Annotated in this window: 25 protein-coding genes; 14 read left to right on the top strand and 11 right to left on the bottom strand. The window is 63.9% G+C overall.

Features of this window, described 5'->3' with window-relative positions; genetic code table 11:
• Positions 1–41: 41 nt before the first annotated feature.
• Positions 42–2,234 carry a transglycosylase domain-containing protein gene (locus K3163_RS02790; protein ID WP_221552012.1) on the bottom strand — a complete coding sequence of 731 codons (2,193 nt, stop codon included), beginning with the start codon at positions 2,232–2,234 and terminating at the stop codon, positions 42–44.
• Between the two features lie 116 nt (positions 2,235–2,350).
• Complete coding sequence (gene msrB, locus K3163_RS02785) at positions 2,351–2,731, bottom strand: peptide-methionine (R)-S-oxide reductase MsrB (RefSeq protein WP_409996145.1); 381 nt, start codon at positions 2,729–2,731, stop codon at positions 2,351–2,353.
• A gap of 219 nt (positions 2,732–2,950) precedes the next feature.
• Here msrB and rpsT point away from each other — a divergent pair, with 219 nt between their 5' ends.
• The 5 genes from rpsT to K3163_RS02760 all read left to right on the top strand — a co-directional run bounded on the left by rpsT (position 2,951) and on the right by K3163_RS02760 (position 6,814).
• Positions 2,951–3,211 carry a 30S ribosomal protein S20 gene (rpsT, locus tag K3163_RS02780; protein WP_221429310.1) on the top strand — a complete coding sequence of 87 codons (261 nt, stop codon included), beginning with the start codon at positions 2,951–2,953 and terminating at the stop codon, positions 3,209–3,211.
• 445 nt (positions 3,212–3,656) lie between these two features.
• Positions 3,657–5,114: a chromosomal replication initiator protein DnaA gene (gene dnaA / locus K3163_RS02775; protein ID WP_221429311.1), complete on the top strand. Its 1,458-nt coding sequence runs from the start codon at positions 3,657–3,659 to the stop codon at positions 5,112–5,114.
• A 115-nt stretch (positions 5,115–5,229) separates the two neighbouring features.
• Positions 5,230–5,661 (top strand): DUF983 domain-containing protein, encoded by a 432-nt coding sequence (locus K3163_RS02770; RefSeq protein WP_221552002.1) that lies wholly within the window; start codon positions 5,230–5,232, stop codon positions 5,659–5,661.
• A complete protein-coding gene (locus tag K3163_RS02765; RefSeq protein WP_221552000.1) occupies positions 5,658–6,425 on the top strand; it encodes a HesA/MoeB/ThiF family protein in 768 nt (255 codons plus the stop codon). The genes K3163_RS02770 and K3163_RS02765 overlap by 4 nt, the downstream gene beginning before the upstream one ends.
• 2 nt (positions 6,426–6,427) lie before the next feature.
• Positions 6,428–6,814, top strand: coding sequence for a hypothetical protein (locus K3163_RS02760; RefSeq protein WP_221551998.1), 387 nt, complete (start codon positions 6,428–6,430; stop codon positions 6,812–6,814).
• Here the strand turns inward: K3163_RS02760 and K3163_RS02755 are convergent.
• Positions 6,806–7,513 (bottom strand): NAD-dependent deacylase, encoded by a 708-nt coding sequence (locus tag K3163_RS02755; protein WP_221551987.1) that lies wholly within the window; start codon positions 7,511–7,513, stop codon positions 6,806–6,808. The two genes, K3163_RS02760 and K3163_RS02755, sit on opposite strands and share 9 nt — an antisense overlap.
• Before the next feature lie 35 nt (positions 7,514–7,548).
• Here K3163_RS02755 and dapB point away from each other — a divergent pair, with 35 nt between their 5' ends.
• The 5 genes from dapB (at position 7,549) to K3163_RS02730 (ending at position 11,685) form a co-directional block, all read left to right on the top strand.
• Positions 7,549–8,277, top strand: a complete 729-nt coding sequence (dapB, locus tag K3163_RS02750) for a 4-hydroxy-tetrahydrodipicolinate reductase (RefSeq protein WP_221429316.1) — start codon at positions 7,549–7,551, stop codon at positions 8,275–8,277.
• Between the two features lie 4 nt (positions 8,278–8,281).
• Positions 8,282–9,073, top strand: a complete 792-nt coding sequence (locus K3163_RS02745; RefSeq protein WP_221429317.1) for an ion transporter — start codon at positions 8,282–8,284, stop codon at positions 9,071–9,073.
• A 10-nt stretch (positions 9,074–9,083) separates the two neighbouring features.
• Positions 9,084–9,734: an endonuclease III gene (gene nth, locus K3163_RS02740; protein ID WP_221551985.1), complete on the top strand. Its 651-nt coding sequence runs from the start codon at positions 9,084–9,086 to the stop codon at positions 9,732–9,734.
• A gap of 60 nt (positions 9,735–9,794) precedes the next feature.
• Positions 9,795–10,556, top strand: coding sequence for a DUF2189 domain-containing protein (locus K3163_RS02735; RefSeq protein ID WP_247712441.1), 762 nt, complete (start codon positions 9,795–9,797; stop codon positions 10,554–10,556).
• A gap of 64 nt (positions 10,557–10,620) precedes the next feature.
• Positions 10,621–11,685, top strand: a complete 1,065-nt coding sequence (locus tag K3163_RS02730) for an alpha/beta fold hydrolase (protein WP_221551983.1) — start codon at positions 10,621–10,623, stop codon at positions 11,683–11,685.
• Positions 11,686–11,697: 12 nt separating this feature from the next.
• On the opposite strand, the gene K3163_RS02725 is transcribed toward K3163_RS02730, so the two are convergent.
• Together K3163_RS02725 and dapE are read right to left on the bottom strand one after the other, a co-directional pair.
• Positions 11,698–12,936 (bottom strand): dicarboxylate/amino acid:cation symporter, encoded by a 1,239-nt coding sequence (locus K3163_RS02725; protein WP_221551974.1) that lies wholly within the window; start codon positions 12,934–12,936, stop codon positions 11,698–11,700.
• A gap of 24 nt (positions 12,937–12,960) precedes the next feature.
• Positions 12,961–14,094, bottom strand: coding sequence for a succinyl-diaminopimelate desuccinylase (dapE, locus tag K3163_RS02720; RefSeq protein ID WP_221551966.1), 1,134 nt, complete (start codon positions 14,092–14,094; stop codon positions 12,961–12,963).
• 29 nt (positions 14,095–14,123) lie between these two features.
• Here dapE and K3163_RS02715 point away from each other — a divergent pair, with 29 nt between their 5' ends.
• A complete protein-coding gene (locus tag K3163_RS02715) occupies positions 14,124–14,570 on the top strand; it encodes a cupin domain-containing protein (RefSeq protein WP_221429322.1) in 447 nt (148 codons plus the stop codon).
• Here K3163_RS02715 and K3163_RS02710 read toward each other — a convergent pair.
• Together K3163_RS02710 and K3163_RS02705 are read right to left on the bottom strand one after the other, a co-directional pair.
• Positions 14,567–15,460 carry a S1/P1 nuclease gene (locus K3163_RS02710; protein ID WP_221551940.1) on the bottom strand — a complete coding sequence of 298 codons (894 nt, stop codon included), beginning with the start codon at positions 15,458–15,460 and terminating at the stop codon, positions 14,567–14,569. The two genes, K3163_RS02715 and K3163_RS02710, sit on opposite strands and share 4 nt — an antisense overlap.
• On the bottom strand, positions 15,427–16,086 hold the full coding sequence (locus tag K3163_RS02705) for a glutathione S-transferase family protein (RefSeq protein ID WP_221429324.1): 660 nt from the start codon (positions 16,084–16,086) through the stop codon (positions 15,427–15,429). The genes K3163_RS02710 and K3163_RS02705 overlap by 34 nt, the downstream gene beginning before the upstream one ends.
• Before the next feature lie 101 nt (positions 16,087–16,187).
• On the opposite strand from K3163_RS02705, the gene K3163_RS02700 reads away from it, so the two are divergent.
• A complete protein-coding gene (locus K3163_RS02700; RefSeq protein ID WP_221551938.1) occupies positions 16,188–16,604 on the top strand; it encodes a VOC family protein in 417 nt (138 codons plus the stop codon).
• 80 nt (positions 16,605–16,684) lie between these two features.
• Here the strand turns inward: K3163_RS02700 and K3163_RS02695 are convergent, their stop codons facing one another.
• Positions 16,685–19,201, bottom strand: coding sequence for a TonB-dependent receptor (locus K3163_RS02695; protein WP_221551929.1), 2,517 nt, complete (start codon positions 19,199–19,201; stop codon positions 16,685–16,687).
• 78 nt (positions 19,202–19,279) lie between these two features.
• Here K3163_RS02695 and K3163_RS13610 point away from each other — a divergent pair, with 78 nt between their 5' ends.
• On the top strand, positions 19,280–20,899 hold the full coding sequence (locus tag K3163_RS13610) for a tetratricopeptide repeat-containing sulfotransferase family protein (RefSeq protein ID WP_221551928.1): 1,620 nt from the start codon (positions 19,280–19,282) through the stop codon (positions 20,897–20,899).
• A gap of 156 nt (positions 20,900–21,055) precedes the next feature.
• Entirely contained in the window at positions 21,056–21,958 is a 903-nt protein-coding gene (locus tag K3163_RS02685) for a helix-turn-helix domain-containing protein (RefSeq protein WP_221551926.1), read from the top strand.
• A gap of 18 nt (positions 21,959–21,976) precedes the next feature.
• Here K3163_RS02685 and K3163_RS02680 read toward each other — a convergent pair whose 3' ends face one another.
• The 3 genes from K3163_RS02680 to yidC all read right to left on the bottom strand — a co-directional run bounded on the left by K3163_RS02680 (position 21,977) and on the right by yidC (position 25,403).
• Positions 21,977–22,909: a TraB/GumN family protein gene (locus K3163_RS02680; protein WP_247712440.1), complete on the bottom strand. Its 933-nt coding sequence runs from the start codon at positions 22,907–22,909 to the stop codon at positions 21,977–21,979.
• A 72-nt stretch (positions 22,910–22,981) separates the two neighbouring features.
• Positions 22,982–23,635, bottom strand: a complete 654-nt coding sequence (gene yihA, locus K3163_RS02675) for a ribosome biogenesis GTP-binding protein YihA/YsxC (RefSeq protein ID WP_221429329.1) — start codon at positions 23,633–23,635, stop codon at positions 22,982–22,984.
• 10 nt (positions 23,636–23,645) lie between these two features.
• The gene (gene yidC / locus K3163_RS02670) at positions 23,646–25,403 is read right to left on the bottom strand and encodes a membrane protein insertase YidC (RefSeq protein WP_221551924.1); all 1,758 of its coding nucleotides are present in this window, start codon (positions 25,401–25,403) and stop codon (positions 23,646–23,648) included.
• Positions 25,404–25,437 lie beyond the last annotated feature (34 nt).

Raw genomic sequence — 25,437 nt, 5'->3', positions numbered from 1 at the left:
TCGCGCCGGGAGGGCCTTTTTCTTGTTCGCTGCAAGCCGGATCAGTTGCGCGGCGGCCGTTCGGGTCGCGGCGGAGGCCGGTCGCGTCCTATTGCGCCGTCGAGGAAGTCGTCACCGATAGCCTGCGGTGCTCCATCCTCGCCCACGCCCGTCGGACGGGGGCCCGGCACGCGCTCTACCGGAGGCGGTGCCGGAACACGCGGACGCATGCCGTCTTCGCTGCCGAAGGAGCCGCCTTCCTCGGGGAAGGGAATTGCACCGCCGGGGCGATCGCTGCGACCGGGCTCGATCAGGTTGCCCTGCTCGTCGATGTAGTAATAGTCGTCCGGGTCGCCGAAGAAGTAGTCGTCCTCTTCGTCGAGCTGCCATTCGGGCAGCTGGAGCTGGGTGTCGAATTCCTCGACCGGGCGATCCTTGACCGCGTAGCGCATGTAGGCGGCAAAGGCCTGCGCGGGGGCACGACCACCCTGCAGCCCGCCAACGCGGCGGTTGTCGTCCCGCCCCATCCAGACACCGGTGGTGATGCCGGAAGAGAAGCCGACGAAATAGCCGTCCTTGTTCGAGCTGGTGGTGCCGGTCTTGCCCGCGACCGGCCTGCCGATCTGCGCGGCGCGGCCCGTGCCGGTCTGCACGGCGGCCTGCAGCAGGTCGGTGATACCGCGCGCGACATGGTCGGGAATGAGCTGCGTGCTGCGGGCCTTCTCGTGCTGGTAGAGAAGCTCGCCCTCGGCCGTCGTCACTTTCACGATCCCGTAGGGCTCCACCGAAGCGCCTTCGGCAGACACGGCGGCGAAAGCGCGCGTCATGTCGAGCAGGCGGACCTCGTTCGCGCCCAGCACCATCGCCGGATAGGTGTTGATCGGCGTGGTCACGCCGAAGCGGCGCGCCATCGACGCGACCTGGCTGAAGCCGACCTCGTTGCCGAGCTGGGCTGCAACCGTGTTGATCGAATAGGCAAAGGCAGTGCGCAGGTTCGTCTCGCCGATATTCCGGCCATTCGAATTGCGCGGGCTCCAACCACCGATCGAGACAGGCGTGTCGACCACGCGGTCTTCGGGCGTGTAACCCGCCTCCAGTGCGGCGAGATAGACGAACAGCTTCCAGCTGGAGCCGGGCTGCCGCATCGCATTGGTCGCGCGATTGTAATTGGTCTCGACGTAATCGGTGCCGCCGACCAGCGCGAGGATCGCGCCGTCACGATCGAGGCTGACCAGCGCGCCCTGTGCGCCGTCGGGGGCGTTCGCCTTCACCGCCGCGGTGGCTGCGGCCTGCATGCCCGGATCGAGCGTCGTCCAGACCTCGATCGGTTCGAAGGTCTCGGGCAGCAGCAGATCGAGCTGCGGCAGTGCCCAGTCGGTGAAATAGCGCACCGAATTCTGGCCGGCCTCTTCCTTGAGCTTCACGGCCGAAACGTCGACCGTCGCGTTCTGCGGTATGCGGCCCTGCTCCTTCATCAGTTGCAGCACCACGCTTGCGCGGCCGACGGCCGCGTCGACATCTGCCGTGGGCGAGTAACGGCTAGGCGCCTTCACGAGCCCGGCGATGATCGCTGCCTCAGCGGTGGAGAGCTCGGTCGCGGGATGGCTGAAGAACTTGCGGCTCGCGGAATCGATGCCGTAGGCGCCGCCGCCGAAATAGACCTTGTTGAGGTAAAGCTCGAGGATCTGCTCCTTGGAGAACTTCCATTCGAGAGCCATTGCGAGAACCGCCTCGCGCGCCTTGCGGTCGAGCGTACGGTTCGAGTTTAGGAACACGTTGCGCGCCAGCTGCTGGCTGATGGTCGAGGTGCCACCGACGCGCGAACGCTCGCCGGTCACGCCTTCGATGACAGCGCCCGTCAGGCGGACGATGTCGACACCGGGGTGCGAATAGAAGCGCCGGTCCTCGACCGAGATCATCGCGTCTTTCATGACCTGCGGGATATCTTCGGACGAAAGCCATTTTCCGTAGCTGGGTCCCAGCTCCACGATCTCGGTGCCGTCGCGCGCGCGCACGACGATAGTCTGCGCGTTCTGCGTCGCCTTCAGCTGGTAGAAGCTCGGCAGCGAACGGGCGGCGAAGCCCACCGCAATGGCCAGGAAAAGGGCGCCAAGCAGGACGAGCGCTCCGCCCCACAGGGCGATGCGCTTGCTCCACAGCTTGAGCGCGCTGAAGTCACGCTTGCCTTCCGCTTCGGCGCGAGCGGCGCGTTCCGCGCGTTTCGAGCTTTTGCGGCGGCTGCCTCGTTTGGTCATGCTAGGCTGAAATCCTCAATTCGCTTGGCGATCGATGCCGCGTCATATCCGCCGCTTCCTTGCATGGCGAGACGTAACAGCAGGTGAACGCACAAGAGAATACGGCGCGCGCAGCCTCAGTCTTCCGGTTCGAAGTCGAGCGCTGCGGAGTTGATGCAATAGCGCAGGCCCGTTTCGCCCGGACCATCTGGAAAGACATGGCCCAGGTGACCGTCGCATTTGGAGCACACGACCTCGGTGCGGATCATGCCGTGGCTCGTGTCGCGATGCTCGTCGACCGATTCCCCGTCGGCAGGCGCAGTGAAGCTCGGCCAGCCGCAACCGCTGTCGTACTTCTCGCTGCTTTCGAACAGGAGCTGGCCGCAGGCCGCACAGTGATACTCGCCCTCGGCCTTGTTCTTGTCGTACTTGCCGGTGAAGGCTCTCTCGGTCCCTTTCTCCCGCAGGATATGGTACTGCTCGGGAGTGAGCTTCTCGCGCCATTCGGCGTCGGTCATGGCGAGCTTCTCGGTCAAAACGCATCCTTTCGCTTGTCGGGTGCCCTACACCTACCCATATAGGCAAACAGGATGCGGGATGCACGGTTCCGGCTTTGGCTTGACGATTCGCAAGTCCGGGGCTAAGTGCGCCGCTTTCCGGCGGTACATCCGCCTTTTTCGACACGACCAGACACAGATTTTCGCCGCTCTTTCGTGCGGCCTGCACCGAGGACACACATGGCCAACACGCCGCAAGCCAAGAAGCGCATTCGTCGCAACAACCGCCGCGCAGAGATCAATGGCGCGCGCATGAGCCGCATCCGCGGTTTCGTGAAGAAGGTCGAGACGGCCTGTGAAGCCGGCGACAAGGACGCCGCCCAGACCGCACTCAAGGCAGCCCAGCCCGAAATGGCTCGCGGTGTTGCCCGCGGCGTGATGCACAAGAACACTGCCGCTCGCAAACTGAGCCGTCTCACGAAGCGCGTCGCAGCGCTCTGATTCGCCGCCGGCTCCGGCCGGATCGGGACGAGATTCGAAGGGGTCGTCGCGCCAAGCGACGGCCCCTTTGTCATGCTGCAAGCGCACATCGGGATGCAACACCGGTTGCCCTCTCAGCTAAGTGACGCAATTCCCGCGATTCGCATCGTGCGGAGGGCTCTTTTCCTTTAAAAACAGGTAGATGAACGAAGCTCTGCGGCATTGCGGGGAGTCAACAAGTTTATTTCAGGTTTTTTACAGTTATCCCCCTTGCGACTCATCCACAGGGCGACTTACACAATGGGAACGCTCGGGGGGGACAGCCCGGGTTTTTTAAATCGATGGCCATCATGGGGGGTACCCGCGGAGCAACGATTCCGCGGAGCGGCGGAGCCGTGCCGAAACACCTGGATGGAAGACTAGAACAGATAGCTCTTGGACGGGCTGCTCGGGGGATAACAAAGTAATGGCAAAAGCGGGTGAGTTCGCTGGCAAGCGGAAGGCGACAGACGACATGGAAGACTTGGAGGCCGTAAACCTGGCAGCGGATTGGGCCGACATCAGCCAGGGTCTCCGAAAAGATCTGGGTCACCAATTGCACAGCCAGTGGATCAAGCCGATCCAGCTCGGCAAGATTGATTCCGATACCGGCACGCTCGACCTCTACCTTCCGACCGAATTCAGCGCGAACTGGGTCAAGGACCGCTTCGCCGACCGGCTGAGCCTCGCATGGAAGATCGCCCGCAGCGAAGTGCGCAAGGTCGCCATCTCGGTCCACCCGGGTCGCCGCCAGGTCGCCGACCTGCAGCTGCACAACGACGGCCGCCGCCCGGCCAACGATGCCGACACTTCGATGATGGCGATCGGCGCCGATACGCTCGGCGATTCCGGATTCACCTCCTCTGTCGGCCTCGACGCCTCGCTGACCTTCGCAGCCTTCATCACCGGCGAAGCGAACATCCTCGCCTTCAACGCGGCGCAGCGCATGGCCGCGACCGAGAAGCCGCAGTTCAGCCCGCTCTACCTCAAGGCCGCTACCGGCCAGGGCAAGACGCACCTGCTGCACGCCATCGGCCACACATTCCTGCAGACCCACAGTCGCAGCCGCATTTTCTACTGCAGCGCAGAGCGTTTCATGGTCGAGTTCGTCCAGGCCCTGAAGGCCAACCGGATGATCGAGTTCAAGGCCCGCCTACGCAGCTTCGACCTGCTGCTCGTCGACGACATCCAGTTCATCATCGGCAAGGCATCGGCGCAGGAAGAACTCCTTTACACGATCGATGCGCTGCTCGCCGAGGGCAAGCGACTGGTCTTCGCCGCCGATCGCGCACCGCAGGCACTCGACGGTGTCGAGCCGCGTCTTCTCAGCCGCCTGTCGATGGGCCTCGTCGCCGACATCCAGCCGGCCGACATCGAGCTTCGCAAGAAGATCCTGCACTCCAAGCTCACCAAGTTCGCGCCGCTCGCCGTGCCCGAAGACGTGATCGAATTCCTCGCCCGCACCATCACGCGCAACGTTCGTGAACTGGTCGGCGGCCTCAACAAGCTGATCGCCTATGCGCAGCTGACGGGACAGGAAGTCTCGCTCCAGCTCGCCGAAGAACAGCTCACCGATATCCTGTCGGCCAACCGTCGCCGGATCACGATCGACGAGATCCAGCGCACCGTGTGCCAGTTCTACCGGATCGACCGCAGCGAGATGTCGAGCAAGCGCCGTGCACGCGCCGTGGTTCGTCCGCGCCAGGTGGCGATGTACCTGTCGAAGGTCCTCACCCCGCGCAGCTATCCCGAAATCGGTCGCAAGTTCGGTGGCCGCGATCACTCGACGGTGATCCACGCCGTGCGCCTGATCGAGGACCTGCGCCAGCGGGACGCCGACATGGATGGCGACGTGCGCAGCCTCCTGCGCCAGCTCGAAAGCTAATACCCAAAATTCTCACAGCCCTTCGGTTCGCCATACAAAAGGGGAGAGTGCTGTCGGGCAGGTCTATCGCAGAGGCCTGTCGACAGTTTCCGAACAAGCTGCCAACAGGCTTTCCATGAGCCTGTCCACCGACACAGCCGACAACCGGGAAGCCCGCTACGAGCTGCCCGCCACGCTGATGGCGTGCCTATGGCGTGGCGTGCTGGGGCGCTGCCCGCGGTGCGGCGAAGGCAGCCTGTTCCGCAAATGGCTGAAGCCGGTCGACAGCTGCGCGCATTGCCGGCTCGACATTTCGGGACAGCGTGCCGACGACCTGCCCGCCTACATCGGCATCTTCGTCACCGGGCACCTGCTCGCCCCGGTCATCATCGCACTGGTGACGGGCTTTGCGCTCTCGGCCACGGCATTGCTGGCCATCATCATCCCGCTGGCCTTGGTCATGCTGCTCGGCCTGCTCCAGCCTTCCAAGGGCGGTGTCATCGCGCTTCAATGGTGGAACGGGATGCACGGCTTCCGCAAGGAACGCGCCCCGGAGCCATCGGAGTGAGCCTTTCTCCCGATCGCCTCGACCGTTTCGCGCGCCATATCGTGCTGCCCGAAGTAGGCGGCGCGGGCCAGGTCGCGCTCGCCGGCAAGCACCTCGTGCTGGTGGGCCTCGGAGGTATCGGCAGCCCTGCCCTCCAGTACCTTGCTGCCGCGGGGATCGGGAAGCTGACGCTGGTCGACGACGACAAGGTCGATGCGAGCAATCTCCAGCGCCAGACGCTTTATAACGAGCGCGACATCGGCCACGGCAAGGCGATCTCGGCCAAGCGCTGGGTCAAGCTGTTCGATCCCGAACTGGACGTCGAGATCAGCGACCGGCGGATCGATGCCGAGCGCGCCGTGACATTGGTCGAGGGCGCCGACCTCGTGCTCGACGGGACCGACAATTTCGCCACCCGCCTCGCCGTGTCCGACGCATGCGTGAAAGCGGGCGTGCCGCTGCTCTCGGCCGCGGTCGGGCGCTTCCAGGGGCAGGTCGGCGCCTTCGCCGGACACTTGCCGGATGAGGCCTGCTATCGCTGCTTCGTCGGCGATGCCTTCGATGCCGAGGACTGCGACACCTGCGCAGAAGACGGCATGCTCGGCGCGATGGCGGGCTGGGTCGGCAGCTTCGCCGCGCTCCACGCGGTGCGCGTGCTGCTCGACGGCGTGAGCGCCTATGGCGATGCCCAATGGAGCCGCGTGAACCTGCTCGACGGGATGAAGCCCGGCATGCGGCAATTCACGATTGCGAAGGATCCGGCGTGCAAGGGGTGTGGTAGCTGACGATGGGGTACGAGCCCTCCGACAAGCCGCACACCTTCTTCCTTGTATTGCTCGCAGGCCTCATCCTGATCACTCTAGGCTACTTACCGGTCCGGCCGGATCACGCCTCCGCATTCACGAAAGACCTCCATCGATGCGCCGGCGAACACGGCATTGGCGAACTAGAGTGGCGGACGATGCACGGCTTCCATGATTTCAATATCGGTCGCGAATTCCTGGCCAAGACACCCGCCGAAAGAAAGGCATTGTCTTGCGCACTTGAGAACACCTCGGCCGAACTGGTGACACGCGACGCCGAGCAGGGCGATCAGTATCCGGCCCTCCGCATCTGGTACGGCGAAACACTCTTTGAACGGGATATCGTCGTTTACACACCGCCATCAAACTGATGGTGTGAGAATCTCCTTCACCCACTCCGGCACCAACTCGCTGGCGCGGCCTTGGCGCGATTCGTTGAACCAGTAGGAGCCTTCGCTGCGCTCGAGGTTGAGCTCGAGCGTCCTTGCGCCCAGCTCGCGTGCATCGCGCACGAAGCCGGCCGCGGGATAGACCGCCCCCGAGGTGCCGATGCTCACGAACAGGTCCGCCCTGCGAAGATGGGCGTAGATGCGCTCCATCTGGTAGGGCATCTCGCCGAACCAGACGACGTCGGGCCTCAGCGCCTGCGCGCCGCAGCCCGGGCAGGCTGGCTGGTCCAGCAGCGTTTCGCTCCAGCTGTGCCGTGCTTCGCAGCGTGCGCATAATGCGCTCAGCAATTCGCCATGCATATGGAGCACGCGCCTGGCGCCCGCGCGCTCGTGCAGGTCGTCGACGTTCTGCGTGACGATCAGGAGTTCGCCCTCCCACTCGGCATCGAGCTTAGCCAATGCCTCGTGCGCGGGATTGGGCGAAACCCTCTGCACCGCCTCGCGCCGCGCATCGTAGAAGCGCTGCACCAGTTCCGGATCGCGCGCGAAGCCTTCCGGCGTGGCGACGTCCTCGACCCGGTGCTGCTCCCACAATCCGCCCGCATCGCGGAAGGTATCGATGCCGCTCTCTGCGGAAATTCCGGCCCCGGTCAGGACGACGATGTTGCGCGGCTCACTCATACCAGCCATGAACCACGGGAAGCTTAGGAGGGGCAATGGCAAATATCGGCGTCATCGGCAGCAAGGGCGCAATGGGCGAAGCCTTGCGGCGTGTGATCGAGGCTTCGGGCCACGACTACGCAGGCGGCGCGGACAAGGGCGACGACGTGGGCAACCTTGCCGATGTCAGCGACGTGCTGGTCGACTTCTCGGCGCCCGCAGCCCTGCAGGCGAACCTGCATGCGGCGATCGGGGCCGGCATCCCGATCGTGATCGGCACGACCGGGCTCGAACCGAAGCATCACGATGCGATCGATCAGGCGGCGCGCGCAGTGCCCGTGTTGCAGACCGGCAATACCTCGCTCGGCGTCACGCTGCTGGCCCATCTCGTGCGCGAGGCGGCATCGCGTCTGGGCGAGGACTGGGACATCGAGATCGTCGAGATGCACCACCGCCGCAAGGTTGATGCGCCTTCGGGAACGGCACTCCTTCTCGGAGAAGCTGCGGCCGGCGCGCGCGGGATCGACCTCGACGACAATTCGGAAAGCGGGCGCGACGGCCAGACCGGCCCGCGCGATCGCGGCGCAATCGGCTTCGCGGCCCTGCGCGGCGGAACCGTGGCCGGCGAACACAGCGTGATCCTCGCCGGCGAGCAGGAACGCCTCACGCTCTCGCACAGCGCCGAGAACCGCGAGATCTTCGCGCGCGGCGCAGTCCGGGCGGCTGAATGGCTGAAAGGGCGCGAGCCGGGACGCTATACGATGGAAGAGGTTCTCGGGATCTGACGCCATGAAGCTGCGCGAATATCTCCACCACCAGATCACCATCGGCTCGTGGCCCGACGGCAAGCTGACGGGGATGAACGTTCTTCTGATCTGGGTGATTCTCGCAGCTGTCGTCGTCGGGGTGATCTCGACAGAACCGGAGATCCTTGACCGGTACCGCCAGGAAATCCTCTGGGCGGAAATCGCTTTCGGCGTGTTCTTCCTCGCCGAATATCTTGCCCGCATCTACGCCGCGCCGGAAATGCCGGGAGAGGGTTCGGACTGGGTAAAGAGGTGGCGCTTCATCCGTTCGCCGATCGGCTTGGTCGACCTTGCCGTCGTCATCGTCAGTCTCGCGCCCTTCTTCATCGCCAATGCGGCAGCCTTGCGGCTCCTGCGACTGCTGCGCGTATTTGCGCTCGCAAAGCTCGGCCACTTCTCCGCTGCCATGCGCGAAATCCTCGGCGCATTGCGTGAGCGCAGCTACGATCTCCTCGTCTGCGCAGCGCTGGCCTTCAGCCTGCTGCTGGTCGGTGCGAGCGGTCTCTACTGGCTCGAGGGCCATCTACAGCCCGACAATTTCGGCAGCATTCCGCGCGCGCTCTGGTGGGCGGTGATCACGCTGACCACCGTCGGCTACGGCGATGCCTATCCCATCACCACCGCCGGCAAGCTCATCGGCTCGCTCGTCGCGGTCGGGGGCGTGCTCCTGGTGGCGCTGCCGACCGGCATCTTCGCCGCCGCCTTCTCCGACGCAATGCAGCGCAGGCGCGAAGCGGTGGCCAAGGCGCTTGCAGAAATCGAAGAGATCGGCTGATCGCACCCGCATGACCAAGGACCAGATTTTCGAGTTCTTCCGGCGGCTCGCCGAGGACAATCCCTCGCCCGAGACCGAGCTGGAATACGGCAATTGCTACCAGCTCGTGGTGGCTGTGGCGCTGTCCGCGCAGGCGACCGATGTGGGCGTGAACAAGGCCACGCGCGCGCTGTTCCGGGAAGTCGAGACGCCCGAGCAGATGCTCGAACTGGGCGAAGAGGGCCTCAAGGAACACATCAAGACGATCGGCCTGTTCAATTCCAAGGCCAAGAACGTGATCCTGCTGAGCCAGTTGCTGGTCGATGAATATGGCGGCGAGGTGCCTGACACGCGCGAGGATCTCGTCCGTCTTCCCGGTGTCGGCCGCAAGACCGCCAATGTGGTTCTCAATTGCTGGTTCGGGCAGGAGACCTTCGCGGTCGACACCCATATCCTGCGCGTCGGAAACCGCACCGGTCTCGCCAAGGGTAAGACGCCCGAACAGGTCGAGGCAAAGCTTGAAAAACGTGTCCCCCAGCCCTTCCGGCTCGGCGCGCATCACTGGCTGATCCTGCATGGCCGCTATGTCTGCAAGGCCCGCACGCCCGAGTGCTGGCGGTGCAAGGTCACCGACCTGTGCAGTTTTCGCAAAAAGGTGCTGGAGAAACCGAAAGGTCGGTGAGCGGTCGCCCCTTGAACAGCGTCTCCCCTCGCGGCAGTCTGCAAGCGAGGGAGAGAGACTTTGGGGACTAGTGCGAACGGAACCGGGATTGGGGTCGCTAGGGACCTGACCACCGGCGATCTCATGGATGCGGTGCGCAAGGGATGGCGCGATTTCCTCGCCCGCCCGCAGTACGGTTTCTTCTTCGCCTCCTTCTACGTGCTGGTCGGCGCGGGGCTCTATTACCTGCTGATGGTGCGCGGCGAGACGCGCTGGCTGATCGCCTCTGTCGCCGGTTTCCCGCTCTTCGCGCCCTTCGCCGCCGTCGGCCTCTATGAAGTCAGCCGCAGGCTCGAGCGGGACTTGCCGACCAGTTGGGGCACGATCCTGGGCGCGCTGCGCGGGCGCGGCGACGAGCAGTTGCTGCTGATGGGCGGGATCATCTTTGTCGGCTTCAGCTTCTGGGTGATCATCGCGCACACGATCTTTGCGATCTTTGCGTCGGCCGCCGGACTTGGCGAAGGCATGGCCTTCCTGACTTCGCAGATGGGGCTCACCATGCTGGCCATCGGCGGCGCGGTGGGTGCGGTGATCGCATTCGTGTTTTACGCCATCACCCTGATGAGCCTGCCCATGCTGGTCGACCGCGACGTGGACTTCATCACCGCCATCATCACCAGCTTCAAGACGCTCAGCGCGAATTTCGGAGTGCTGCTGCTTTGGGCCCTTGTCATCGCACTGGCGCTTTTCGCGGCTATCCTGCCCTTCTTCCTTGGCCTGTTCGTGGTCCTGCCCGTTCTGGGCCACGCGACCTGGCACCTCTATCGGCGTGCGGTTAGTTGAGGGATCGGAAGATCACGAAGGGGCCACAAGCCTGACGATGCAATCGAGAAGATAGGAGCCTGTGATGAAGCGGAAGCTGCTGTGGGGCGTGGGGATCCTCGCCATATTGCTGGCCATCGGTGCATTCTTCATCACGCGCGACGGCGAAACGATCACGCCGGAAGGCGGCGGCACCGTGACGGTCTCAGGCGTTACCTTCGAGGCCTTCCCGCTGCCCGACTATATCGCCGAGGCCATCGATCGCGACTACAAGAGCTACCTCGTCGAGGTCGAACCCGGCATCAAGATGCATGTGCTGGAAGTGGGCGAAGGCTACCCTGTCTATCTTCAGCACGGCAATCCGACCAACGGGCTGCTCTACCGCAAGGTGGCTGCAGAGTTGCCGCGCGACCGTTTCCGCATGATCATGCCGACGCTGGTGGGCTTGGGCTTCTCCACCAAAGTCCCGGCGAGCGAGCACCAGCTCGACAACCACCTGCGCTGGACCTCGGCGTTGCTAGACCAGCTCCAACTCGAAGAGGTCATTTATGTCGGCCAGGATTGGGGCGGCCCGGTCGGTATGGGCGCGCTCGCTCAGTCTCCTGATCTGCTCAAGGGCGCGGTGATCATGAATACAGGGCTCAACGCGCCGAGAGAGCAACGCGACCTGTCGTCGGCCCACGCCACGGCGAAGACTCCGATCATTGGCGAACTGCTGTTCGAACGCGTGGTGTCGATCTTCGACCGGCTCGCCGATGCGCAAGGCGATCCCGCCTCGATCCCGCCGGAAGTGAGCGCGCTTTATGGCCGACCGGTCACCGAAAGCGGCAACATCAAGGCTCCACTTGCCATGATGCGCATGGTGCCAGACAGCCCCGGCCACCCCAGCGCCGACGAGATGCAGATGATCGAAGACTATATCGGCACGCTCGATGCGCCGGTGGAAATCGTCTGGGGCACGAGGGACCCGATCCTTGGCCCGGGGCTCGCAACCATGAAGGCAAATTTCCCGAACGCACACGTGACCGAGACCGAAGCCGGTCACTTCCTGCAGGAAGAGGTGCCAGGGGAAATCGCCGCGGCGGTGATACGGGTGTACGAAGCGGTTGAGCCGCCCGAAGGCTCCGACGAGCCCGCGAACCCGGACTAGGGAACGAAAGTCCTAGACGTCGTCCGCCGAGACCATTTCCTTCGTGTCGATCTCGCCCGTCATCACGGCCACCGTCGTCGCCACGGCGGCATCGCCGCTGACGTTGGTCGTGGTGCGCATCATGTCCATGATCCGGTCGACGCCGGCGACGAAGGCGATCGTTTCGAGCGGCACGCCGACTGCGCCGAAGACCAGCGCCATCATGATGAGGCCCGCACCCGGGATGCCTGCCGCACCGACCGCACCCAGCGTCGCGAGGATCGAGATGAGGAAGTAATCGCCCATCGTCAGGTCGACGCCGAAGATCTGCGCGCCGAACAGCGTGGCGAGGCCGAGATACATCGCAGTGCCGTTCATGTTGATCGTCGCACCGAGGCTGATCACGAAACTGGCGACCGAGTTCGAGACGCCGAGGTTACGCTCTGCGCAGCGCAGCGTCACCGGCAACGTCGCGTTCGAACTGGCTGTCGAATAGCTCACCGCCATCGCGTCGATGATACCGCGGAAGAAATCGCGCACCGGCAGCTTGGCGAGGAACTTGATCATGCTGCCGTAGACCAAGGCGATGATCAGCAGGCAGCCGAGGTAGTTGAGACCGACCAGCTTCGCGAGGCTGATGAGCGCGTCGAGGCCGAGCGTGCCTGCCACCCAGGCCATCAGCGCGAAAACACCGAAGGGGGTCAGTTCCATCACGACCATGGTGACCTTCTGCATAACGACCGCGCCGCTATCGAAGACCTTCTGGACCGGCTCGCCGTCCTTGCCGGCCATCAGGATGCCGATACCGATCAGCAGCGAGAAGACAATCAGCGGCAACACCGCCACGTCGGCCATCACCTGCACCGGGCTTTCGGGCACGATCGAGAGGATCATGTCGACCGCGGTGGTCGGATTGGGTTCGGGGGTTGCGCCTTTCTGTATCGCGCTGGTGTCGACGCCCGCGCCAGGAGCGACGAAAGTGCCCAGCGCAAGGCCAAGCCAGACCGCGATCTGGCCGGTGATGATGAAGAGGATCATGGCCCGCCCGCCGACCGCGCCGAGCTTGCGCAAATCGCCGATGGCAGCGACGCCTGCGACGAGGCTGAAGAAGATCAGCGGGACAACCAGCATCTTGATCGACTTGATGAAGAAGTCGCCGATCCACTTGATGCTTTCCGCCTCGGGACCCCAGGCATAGCCGGTCAGTACGCCGAGCAGCAGTGCCGTCAGCACGCGCTGCCACAACGGAATTTCGAACCAGACCTTCAGCATTTGTGTCCCCTCACGTCCCGTAAATTATGCCAGCGCGTCTTTCGCGATCGCCGTGTAGATGCGGCTTAGCGTGGAAAGGTCCTCGATGGCCACAGCTTCGTCGCGCTTGTGCATGGTCGCGTTGACGAGGCCGAATTCGATCACCGGGCAAACGCTGCGCAGGAAGCGCGCATCCGACGTGCCGCCGGTGGTGGAAGGCTCGGGATCGACTCCCGTCGCCTCCTTCACCGCGCGCGCGATGATGTCGCTGAATTCGCCTGGCGGCGTAAGGAAGGGTTCGCCCGAAATGATCGGCTTGGCGATGCCGCCGTGCTTTTCGGCGATCGCGCCGACCTTCTCCGACAGTGACGCGCCCGAGTGCAGATCGTTGAAGCGGATCGAGATGCGCGCCTCGGCCTTCGCGGGGATGACATTGTGCGCCATGTTGCCGACCTCGAGATCGGTGATCTCGAGATTGGAAGGCTGGAACCAGTCGGTCCCCTCGTCGAGCACCAGCGCGTCGAGCTCGGCCAGCATGGCGACGAGCTTGGGGATCGGGTTTTCGGCGAGGTGCGGATAGGCGACATGGCCTTGCGTGCCCTCGACCTCGAGCCAGATATTGACCGAGCCGCGCCGCCCGATCTTCATCATGTCGCCGAGGCGATTGACGCTGGTGGGTTCGCCCACGAGGCACAGGTCGGGCTGGTGGCCCTCGGCCCGCATGAAATCGATCAGTGCCCGCGTACCGTGGAGCGCGGGGCCTTCCTCGTCACCGGTGATGATGAAGCTGATCGTGCCCGCTTCGGCGGGGACGTCTTTCACCGCCTCGACCATGCAGGCGATCGCGCCCTTCATGTCGACCGCGCCGCGCCCATAGAGCAGCTCGCCGCGCACTTCGGGTTCGAATGCTCCCGAGGCCCAGCCACCGCCCGGCGGCACCACGTCGAGGTGTCCGGCAAAGGAGAAGTGCTTCGATCCTTCCGGGCCGCGGCGGATGGCGAAGAGATTCTCTACCGGCGCTTCGGGGCTGCCCTTTTCGCCATCGCCGCGCGTGAAGCGGGTGACTTCGAAGCCGAGCGGCTCCAGCATCGCCTGCAGCTCGTCGAATACGGAGCCGGTGGCGGGAGTGACGCTTTCAGCGGCGATGAGGCGCTTGGCGAGATCGAGGACTTCGGTCATGCTGCCTCCGCTAGCAGGAGTGTGCGCCAATGCCCAAGCTCGATCTCGATGCCATCCCCCAGACCAATGCGACCGGCTATCCGCCCGAGTTCGCGGACAAGGTGCAGGGGCGCCATTACAGGCGACTGGCGCCGGCATCGGGCCTGGCGGATTTCGGCGCCAGCCACGTCGTGCTCGAACCGGGTGCATGGTCCGCCCAGCGCCACTGGCACGAGGAGGAAGACGAGCTGCTGGTGATGGTGGAGGGCGAAGGAACGCTGGTCGATGACAGCGGCGAGACCATCATGCGCCCCGGCGACATCGCCGCATTCCCCAAGGGCGACGGGAACGGGCACGTCGTCCAGAACCGCAGCGACCGCCCATGCGTCTACGTGGTAGTCGGCAGGCCGTCGGCGAGCGACTGCCACTATCCCGATATCGACATGCACCTGACCGAGGGACGCGGCTTCCACCGCAAGGACGGCAGCGACTTCTAGTTGCGCTCCGGCTCGGGCAATGGCCCGGGCGCGAACGCCTGTTCGAGATATTGCGCCATGCGGATGCCCGCCTGCGTGACGCGGCGGCGAGAGATCGGGATTGCCCTCTCGATATCCTCCTGCGTCAGCGCGGTCTGGTCGGGCAGGTCATCGCCCTCGCAGGCAGGCCGGTCGAAGGCGTTCGGATAGACGAAATCGCGGCTCGTCTGCCAGCTCTCGCGGCCCCATTCAGCCGGATCGCCTCCACCGAGATCAGTGATTTCTTCCACCGAGTAGCGACGCACGAGGGGCACCGGCGCAGAGGTGATTGCGCGCTCGGCCAGCGGGCCGTCCCAGATCCAGTGCAGGTTGAGCCCCGGCGCGATACCGTAGTCGGTCTCGATATCGTTGCCACCACGGTCCTCGTGGTCGCCCGAGTGCAGCGGCATGTGCACATCACCGATGAAGTGGACCATGAAGGCCAACGCCTCGAGCCGGATATGCGCAGGCAGGCTTTCGTCGGCGAGCAGCCGCTGGCTGCGTTCGATCTGCGCGGTCACGCAGTTGCCGCCCGAGCAGTTGCTGCGCGGGTTGTAGGCTTCGCAAACCGGAGCGGTGCGATAGTGCCATGCCGCGGTATAGCCCCAGCGCCAGCGCGTGCGCCGCACGCAATCGGGCCAGACGGTCGCGTCCTCGAGGCTCGCGAGATCGCATTCGGGCGTCGCGAGCAGCGGCGCAGCGCGAAGCAGGCGCTCGATCTTGGCGCGCGTCTCGGGCGTGACGTTCTCCAGCGCGATCTCGCCGGTGGTGCGATGCGCAAAGAAGCCCCAGGCATGGGCGGGAACCGGAAGCAGCGCGAGGAGCGCCGCGGCGAGCGTCAGGACACGGTTTCGTATTGTTCGATGACCCATTCTTCGTTTTCCGATGCTTCGATCCACGCCTTCATCCAGTCATGTTCCCAGATCGCCTGCATATATGCGGCGGCAAAGCCGGGGACCGGGATCTGGTAGCTGATGAACCGTGACACTACGGGGGCAAAAAAGATGTCCGCCGCGCCGAAAGTGCCGAACAGGTAGGGCCCGCCACTGCCGAAGCGGCTGCGCGCCTCCGCCCACAGGCCGAGGATACGCAGGATGTCGGCCTTGCACGCCTCGCTAGGCTCGAAGCCGTCGAAGCGCTTGCGTACGTTCATCGGGCATTCGCTGCGCAGCGCCTGGTAGGAGGAATGCATTTCGGCGACCATCGAGCGCGCCATACCGCGCGCGGTGTCGTCCTTGGGCCAGAAGCGGTCGCGACCGACCTTGTCGGCGAGATATTCGAGCATGGCGAGGCTGTCCCACACCACGATCTCGTCGTCCCACAGCAGCGGGACCTTGCCGTGGCTGGGCTGGATCTCGCCGCCCTGCTTGGTCGCTTCCCAGTTCTCTCCGAACAGCGGGACCACGATTTCCTCGAAGGAGAGGCCCGATTGCTTGGCGGCCAGCCAGCCGCGCAGCGACCAGCTCGAATAGTTCTTGTTGCCGATGATGATCTTCATGAACCCACCTTTCGACTGCGCGGGTTAGAGGTTCAGGATTACGCTGTCGAGGCTGAACGAGACGGCTTTCCGTGGGCGACCTATGGAGCTAGACAAGCGCCATGAGCCTGCGCCCCTTCCACCTCGCCTTTCCCGTCCACGATCTTGAACAGGCCCGTGCCTTCTACGGCGGCCTGCTCGGTTGCGCAGAGGGCCGTTCGTCAGACGAATGGATCGACTTCGATTTCTACGGGCACCAGATCGTCCCGCACCTGAGCAGCGATGCAGGCGACCGGGCGAGCAATCCGGTAGACGGGCACGACGTCCCGATCCCGCATTTCGGTGCGGTGCTGAAAATGGCGGACTGGGAGGCGCTGAGGGACCGGCTGGTCGAGGCGGGCGTCGAGTTCATCATCGAACCGACCGTGCGGTTCAGGGGCAAGCCGGGTGAGCAGGCGACGATGTTCTTCCGCGACCCGAGCGGCAATGCGCTGGAGATGAAGGCTTTTGCCGACGACGCGATGCTGTTCGCGACCTAGGTTTCACCAGTCCAGACGCAGCGGAGCCACCGATGCCGCAGAGGACATCGATGGCTCCGACATTCACGATCGACGACTGATCAGTTGCCGAATTTCACCTTGAACCTCACGCCGATCTGGCGCGGAGGCAGGATGTGCGTAGAGAAGCCGCGCACATAGACCGGACCGCCTTCGAAATCGAAGATGTCCTGGTTGTTGAGGCGGGTTCCGATCGCGCCCGTCTCGGCAAATTCGTCGAACAGATTGTCCGCAAACAGCGTCGCCGAGAAGGTATCGGCTTCGTAGGTGATCGCCGCATTGGCGACACCGAAGCTGTCGAGCGTCAGGCTCGAGCCCCTGCCGCCTGCACGCGTCAGCACGTCGCCCTGCCAGGAGTAGCTGGCATTGAACTTCAGGCTGTCGCCGTTCGCCAGCGGCATGTCGTAGAGGCCGAAGAGCGAGAACTGCGTTTCGGGGAAACCGGGAAGACGGTCGCCGTCCTGGCCATCCTCGAACGCCGAACCGAAGCCGGGCGGGTTGATCGTCCGAATGAGATCCGGCGTCAGCGTGGTCAGCGTGGAATCGATGTAGCTGAAGTTCCCGCGGAACTGCAGGTTGTCGGTCGCACGCCAGCTTGCCGACAGCTCGATACCCTTCGATTCCGCACCGCCGCCATTAACGGTGATCGGGATGTTGGCGTTGATCGTCGCCGAGCCGAGCTGCGGATCGATCCAGTCGATGTAGTAGATCGCACCGTTCAGCGTCATGTCGCCATCAAGCAGCGTCGACTTGAACCCGAGTTCATAGTTTCGGGTCTTGTCGGGCGAGAACTGGCGTTCGTCGCGGGTCGACACACCGACCTGTCCGTTACCGGCATCGAATTCCTGACCCGGTGCCAGTGCGCAAGCGCCCTGCGTGTTCACACCGGTGGGATCGTAGGGTTCGCACTGGCCTACGCCGTTCACGCCGCCGATGCGATAGCCTTCGCTGACGGTTGCGTAGACGAGCAGGTCCGGATTGACCTCCCACGAGATATTCCCCTTGAACAGGAAGCCGTCATCCGACTGCGCAAGCTCCGGATCGAAGGCGAGTTCCGAGATCTCGTCGAGTGTCAGCGGCGTATAGCTGAGGTCCTCGAAGAGCGGGAAATCGACCGTCGCGGCCGACTTGAGGTCATAGTCGTAGTAGCGCCCGCCGAGGGTGACCGTCACCGCGTCGAAGAACTCGTACCCGATCTCGCCGAAGACCGCCTTTTCGGTCAGCCGGTTGCGACCGGTCGAGAAATACTCGAGCGCATCGGGACGATCGGTGAGCCCGAAATCAAGTGCGGGCTGGTTCACGTAAGGCACGTAGCCGGGCACGAACTCGGCCGAGAAAGCCGCATTGTTGAGCCGATTGTAGTATCCGCCGACGATCCAGTTGAGCGGGCCGTCACCGGTCGAAACGAGACGGATTTCCTGGTTGAACCGTTCTTCCTCGCCACGTTCGCGGGTGAAGGCGGTGAAGGCCGGGAACAGCTCGTAGCTGTATTCGAGCGTGATCAGCAGCGTCGTCTGGTCGCGCTGACCGTCATCGTCGAAATGGCTCCAGCCGGTCGCCGAGGTCAGCTCGGCAAAACCGAGGTCCGCCACCACTTCGAGCGCCAGAAGGTCGTTCTTGATGGTGTTGGGTTCCTGCACGCGGAAGGCGTTTTCATAGCGCCCAACGCTGCTGTTACCGTCGAGCAGGCCCGGCACGTCGCTGCGCCAGTGCGAGACCCGACGGCCTTCGATATCGGCTTCCTGGTAGTAATAGGTCAGCGTCGAATCGAGCCAGCTCGTGGGTTCCCACCGGGCAGCGATACGACCCGAAATGGTTTCCTCACCGTCGGCATCCTTGATGCGGCTGAGACCGGCGCCGGTATCGGGATTGGTGACGCCCACCTGGTCGACCACGTTCACGTAGTCGATGAAGCCGGAATCGTTCGACCAGTCGATCGAGCCGCGCAGGGCAAAGGTGTCGGTCAGGCCGAAGTTCACCGTCATCCCGGTTTCGTGGCTGAGACTGGAAGCCTTGGAATATTTGGAAGCTTCGGCGCGGACTTCGACGCTGGTCTCGCCGAACTGCGGCTTGACCGGGATGTAGCGGATCGCGCCGCCCAGCGTGCCTGCGCCATAGAGCGTGCCTTGCGGTCCGAGCAGGACTTCGACGCGCTCGAGGTCATTGAGCTTGAGGTCGACGAAGACGGGAATTTCACCGATGTAGGTCGCAACAGTACCGCCGCCGTCATTGTTACCATCGCCCGAACCGATCGCGTCGACGTTGAGGCCGCGCACGATGATCGGGTTGCCCTGTCGGCCGCCGCGGTCGACGACGTTGATGCCGGGGACGAAGGGCAGGAGGTCGGAAAGTTCGGTGAGACCCTGCTCTTCGATCTGCTCGCCGCCCACCGCTGCGATGTTGAGGGGAATGTCCTGGACCGATTCCGCGCGGCGGGTAGCCGTGACCACGATTTCGTTAGTCTGGACCGCTTCGGGCTGGCTTTCCTGAGCGATCAGGGGCGCAGCATAGGTGGAACCTATGACAGTCGAACCCAGCAATGCCGCGCGTGCGACCCCCCGTGAAAATTGAGCTTTCATGTCGTTTGTTTCCCTCATAGCTGTTCTAGACATGTGCAATCCCTTTGCTGCATCGCAGCAATCGGCAACCCTGCAACGGTGACAACCCGTTGTCAAATTACACCGGAGCTCAATCCGATAACCGATAAATACACCTCGATAAGCGTCGCCAAACGAAAATTGTTCTCCGGCGCATTTAAGGAAGCATATGCTGCGGCGCAGGAGCTCCTGCGCGCAGAGCCGGGCAATCCCCAGGCCGCGCTCGTCATGGCCGCCATCGCCATCGAACACGGCAACCAGCCCGCCGCGCTGCGGCTGGTCGACCTGCTCGAAAAGGCCGGCGTGAAAGACTGCTGGCTCGAGGTGCTCAAGGCGAGGATCGCGCTGCTGCGCCAGGACCAGGAAGGGGCCCGGCGCCATGCCATGAGTGCAGCCGCTCTCGGAACCGACGATCCGGATATCGCCAACCAGCTCGGCGTCGTGCTGTCGCGCACCGGCCATCACGAGGAAGCCGTAGCCCCGCTGCGGATCGCGGTGGAGCAGGCGGGAGACAACACCGACCATCGCTACAATTTTGCCGTCGCGCTGCAGTTCGCCGGAGAGCTGTCTGAGGCTGAAGAGCAGTTTCGCGAACTGGTCCGGCAGGATCCCTCGCATGCGCGCGGATGGCTGGCGTTGGCGCAACTGGCGAAGGCCCCGGAGGAAGAGTGGCTCTTGGCGCTCTCGCAGCAGTTCGATGCCAGCAGCGACACCGAGCAGCGCCTGCTGATCGGCCATGCGCTTGCGCGGATCGAGGAAACCCGCAAGGACTGGGATTCCTCATTCGGCTGGCTGCAAAGGGCCAAGGAGGCGAAACGGGCCGAGGTCGGGCACGACCGCGAGTTCGCTGGGCGAGTGGTCGATGCCGCGATCGCCTCGATCGACGCGCAACCGATTGCCTCCACGCCTTCGGGAGACGAGCGCCCGATCTTTATCGTCGGCATGCCGCGCAGCGGGACCACCCTTGTCGAGCGAATTCTCACTTCGCACTCGCAGGTCACCTCCGTCGGCGAACTGTCGGATTTCGCGATCGTGCTGAAGAAGTTCCTCGATACGCCGGGCCCGATGGTTCTCGATGCCGAGGTGCTTGAAGCCGCAGCTGCGCGAGAAGACCTGACCCCGGTGGGCGATGCCTACCGCGCGCGAGCGGAAGCGCTTGCGGGCGACGAGGCGCGCTACATCGACAAGATGCCCTTCAATTCATTCTTCGTGCCGGCGATCCTGCGCGCGAACCCCGGCGCAAGGGTGATCTGCCTCAGGCGCTCGCCGCACGATCTGCTGATGGCGAACTACCGCCAGCTCTTCGCCACGGGCTTCAGCTATTACAGCTATTCCTACGACCTCGAGGACACCGCCCACTTCATCGCCGGCTTCGAACGCATGGCAAGCGCTTACGAAGCCTCGCTCCCGCGGGACCGGTTCATGGCCATCCGCTACGAGGATGTCGTGGCTGACCAGCGCGGGAAGACGGAGGCACTGCTCGATTTCTGCGGGCTCGAGTGGGAAGAGGCCTGCATGCAGTTCCAGCGCAATGCCGAGCCCGTCGCGACCGCAAGTTCGGTGCAGGTTCGCTCGCCGATCTATTCGAGCTCGATCGGCCAATGGCGTCGCTACACCGCCGCGAGCGCGCAGGTCGAAGGCAGCCTGGCGAAATTCGGCGTCGATCCCGTCAAAGGCTGACATGTTCCCGTCGCCACAGAGCAAACCACAAGTTGGATTGCCCTTCCCCCGGCAAGGGCCTAGGTATCACCATGTGGTCGCGTCCGTTGGGGGCAACGTGCGATTAGCGACGAACAGCTAAGTCTCGAATCCGAAACCGGCGCCACCGAGGAGGGCGTGCCGCTGGCCTTCAACAGGCCACCGGTCGAGCGCCTCGAACCGTGGGTCGGCAGGTCGATCGTCGCGGTTGCCCATGCGCCCGGCGACATCACCCTGCACGGCCTCCTGTGCAACGATGCATCCTACTTGCGTAGCGCAGTCGACGTGGACTGGAGCGTCGAGACCGCCGACGGCATGCTCGCCATCCGCGACGAGACTTTCCTTTGCGGCCAGCACTCGAAGGCGATGCCGCTCGGCTACTGCGGCGGCATCAAGGTTGCGGGCCTAATGCTTCGCCCGGGCGCATTGCATACGCTCTTCGGGCTGGAGGAAGCGGGCATGGTCGACCGGATCCGCGGTATTGCCGCTGCCGGAATTCCCGATGAAGAGGTTACCGGCCTCTACTCGCCGGATATTACGCCGCAGCAGTGGCTCGAACGGATCGAGGATTGGCTTGCCACCCGCATCGCGGTGATCGATCCGCCGCCACCGGATCCTTTGTCACAGGCATTCGAGCTCCAGGCTTTTGCCGACCCGAACAAGAGCATCCATGAATTTGCCGAGGCTCACGACATCTCGGTCAGGACGCTCGAACGCATGACCAAGCGGGATTTCGGCCTCACGCCCAAGCAGGTCATGCGCCGCGCGCGGATTCTCGATCTTGCGGCGCAATTGTGCGGTGTCGCCGACGAGCAGGAGGAAGACATCCTGCTGCGCTTCTTCGACGATGCGCACCTGATCAGGGAGTTCAGGGCATTCTTCGGAATGACCCCCGGGGTCTTCAAGCGGAACCGTTCGGGATTGCTGACGCTCAGCCTCGAAATACGGCAGGCGCGCAGGTTGGAAATGCTGGAAAAGATCGAACCCGGTGCGGTGCGTCCGTGGATGCGGCGCGCCTTCCATCCGGCGCCCGAGGGGTAGGCCCGCGCCTGGTGCTGCTCAGCGCCAGTCGGGCCCGAAAATCTCGAAACCGCGCGCCTCGAGTTGGTCGAGCACGCCGCCGTCTTCTGCAAGGACACGCAGCGGCACGACTGCGAGCGTCACTCCCGTGTCGGCGGAGGCGTCGGCGATCATGCCGGTCCACTGGTCGCGAATTTCCTCGCCGAGATTGTCGTCCGCCCATGGCCAGCAGGTGCCGAGCGCGATCTCGAGCGGATTATTCATGACCCCGGCGACATCGAAGGTCCGCCAGGCATCCCCGCGCGCCTTGATAACCTCCTGTCCGGCTTCGACCGCCGTCATGGCCGCGACGAGACAGGGGATGTGGTCTTCCGGCGGCGCTTCCGCGAGGTCGTCCAGCAGGTCCTCGCCGCGAAACCGCTCGGGCCGCGTGATCGGTACGTCCGCGCGCTTGGCGGCCTTGCGCACGATGTCGGTCGCATCCTTGGTCGTGTCGTCATCGAAATCGAGCCGCCTCGCGAGCAGGTCGAACGATGTCATCAGGAAGCTGCGGCGGTCGTAGTCGATATCGTATTCGGCCTCGAGGGCTGCCAGCCGAGCGCGCTGTTCGGACGAAAGGTAATCGGCGGCGGTGCTGCGATCGGGCAGCTTGGTGAACTTGCCGCCGCTGAAGATGAGCCGGAAGATATCGCCGGGCGAGAATTTCGGCGGTGCGCGCAGGATGACGCGGCTTGCTTCGGCGCTGGCTTCTTCCAGCAGCTCGGGCTGCCACGGAGTCGATTTCGGGACCGCGGCGATCTCGCCTACGAGGATGATCGTGCCGGTCGGGGTATCGATGGTCCACATCGGCGCGCCCGAACGCTGCGCGGTAACGACGATCTCGTTCTGCGAAGACGGCGCCTGTGCAGCAAGAGGTGCTGCAAAGAGCGAGGCAGTGGCAAGTCCTGCAGCGGCGAATGACTTCGGGATCATGCGCGCTGGCCTAGCGAGCGGCGGATAGACGGTTTCTGAATGGGAGGAGGCGGGAGGCGATCCGTAGCCGGATCAGACGCCCGCATCCTGCAGCAGCGCGGCGCGAAGCTCTCCGATCCCCATGCCCTTCTCACTCGAGGTCACGTGGATATGCGGATAGGCTGCGACGTGCTTCTTGGCCTCGGCCTCGACCGCAGCAACGGTCTTGGCGAGTTCGCTTGCCTTGATCTTGTCTGCCTTGGTCATGACGATGCGATAGCCGACGGCGGCTTCGTCAAGCATCTTCATCATCTCCCGGTCGACATCCTTCAGCCCGTGACGGCTGTCGACCAGCACGAGGTTGCGCACCAGCACCTGGCGCCCGCGCAGGTAGGTGCGCACGAGATTTTTCCACTTTTCGACGACCTTCACCGGGGCCTTGGCAAAGCCGTAGCCGGGCATGTCGACGAGACGGAACTGGGTCGGTTCGCCTACCTCGAAGAAGTTGAGCTCCTGCGTGCGGCCAGGCGTCACCGAGGTGCGCGCGATGGCCTTGCGCCCCGTGAGCGCGTTCAGGAGCGAGCTCTTGCCCACGTTCGATCGGCCCGCAAAGGCGATCTCGGGCACGGTGGGTTCGGGCAGGAACTTGAGCTGCGGGGCCGAGAGGAGGAACTCCACCCGCCCCGAAAACAGCTTGTTCGCGCGCCGCTCCAGCTGGGCAAGTTCGGCGGCTTCTTCTTCGGTCACTTGCGCTATCCTACTTCCCGGCCTTCGCCGCCGCGGCCTTCTCGGCCTTCTCCTTCTCGGCCGCCGCCTTCAATTGCGGGTGCTTCGAATAGAGATATTTCTGCTGGGCGAGCGTGAGGATGTTCGAGGTTACCCAGTAGAGCAGCAGGCCCGCTGCGAACGGAGCCATGATGAACATGAGTACCCACGGCATGATCGCGAAGACCTGCTGCTGGACCGGGTCCATCGCGGACGGGTTGAGCTTGAAGGTCAGCCACATCGTCACACCCAGCAGCACCGCGAGCACGCCGATGGCGAGGAAACTCGGCGGCGTGAACGGCAGCAGGCCGAACAGGTTGAGGATGGTCGCCGGATCGGGCGCGGAAAGGTCGCTGATCCACAGGAAGTCTTGGTGGCGCATCTCGATCGCGAGGTAGAGAACCTTGTAGAGCGCGAAGAAGATCGGGATCTGCAGGATCAGCGGCAGGCAGCCGGCCAGCGGATTGACCTGCTCTTCCTTGAACAGCTTCTGCATTTCCTGCTGCTGCTTGACGCGGTCGTCCTTGTACTTTTCCTGCAGCGCTTTCATTTTCGGCTGGATCGCCTTCATCCCCGCCATCGAAGCGAACTGCTTCTGCGCGATGGGGAACATCAGGCCGCGAACAATGATCGTCAGGATGATGATCGCGACACCGAAATTGCCGACAAGTTCGAAGATGTTCTTGAGCAGCCAGAGCAGCGGCTTCTCGAACCAGCGGAACCAGCCCCAGTCGATCGCGAGACCGAACTGCGGGATACCCGCGTCCTGGTACGCGTCGAGGATTTCGCTGTCCTTCGCACCTGCATAGAGGCGCGAGGTGGTGGTGACCTTGCGACCGTTGGGAATGGTGATCGGGTCGTAGATCATGTCGGCGCGGAAGAGGTTGCCGCCGAGCGAGCGGAATGTCGCATCGGGCGCAGTGCCTTCCTGCGGGACCATGGCTGCGAGCCAGTAGATGTCGGTGAAGCCGACCCAGTCGGTTTTGCCCGCCATGGAAACGCTCTTATCGTCTTCCAAGTCGTCATAGTCGTAATCGTAGTCGACGCTCTGGTCGAAGCTGCCGATGGGGCCCGAGTGCGCGATGAAGAAGTCGGCGCTGGCGGTATCGCTGGTGCGGCTGACGAGGCCGTAGGGCTGCACGACCACGGGGACACCGCTGGTGTTGCTGACCGCCTGTTCGACGGTGAGCATGTAGTTCTCGTCGATCGACCAGGTCTGTTCGAGCGTCAGGCCATCGCCCGCGGCATGCGTCAGCGTGACCGGGTTGTCCTGCGAGAGCGCGCCGCCCGAGCTTTCCCAGACCGTGTCGTCCGAGAGCTTTTCGCCGTTCACGAGGAAGCCGAACTGCGAAACCTGCTGTGCCGGCGTTCCGCGCGGCGAGAAGATGCGCACGGGCTCATCGTCTGAATCATCTGCGGTTGCCGCGTAATCCTTGAGCACGACGTCGTCGAGGAACCCGCCCTGCAGGTTGATCGAACCGGCAATCTTGGGCGAATCGATTGCCACGCGTTCGGGCGAGGCGAGCGAGGTCTCGAGATCGGCCGCTTCCTGCGCAATGGCGGCGGAATCCTGCAAGCCGCCGGTGCGCGAATGCGCGACCTCGGCCTGCTCGGCAGGCGTATCCACCTTCTCGGCCGTGACCGGCACTTCTTCCGGCTGCGGGTAGAAATAGTCCATCGCCCACTGCCAGCCGATGAGGACGGCGAGCGAGAGCGTGAGCACGAGCACGAAATTGCGTGAGTTTTCCAAGGTCGATCCCGTTGGTGAATGTCTTCGATCAGAT

The organism is Qipengyuania xiapuensis (assembly GCF_019711395.1).
GTDB lineage: Bacteria > Pseudomonadota > Alphaproteobacteria > Sphingomonadales > Sphingomonadaceae > Qipengyuania > Qipengyuania xiapuensis.
The sequence above is the reverse complement of the archived record's forward strand: the minus strand, read 5'-3'. Positions and strand labels throughout refer to the sequence as shown.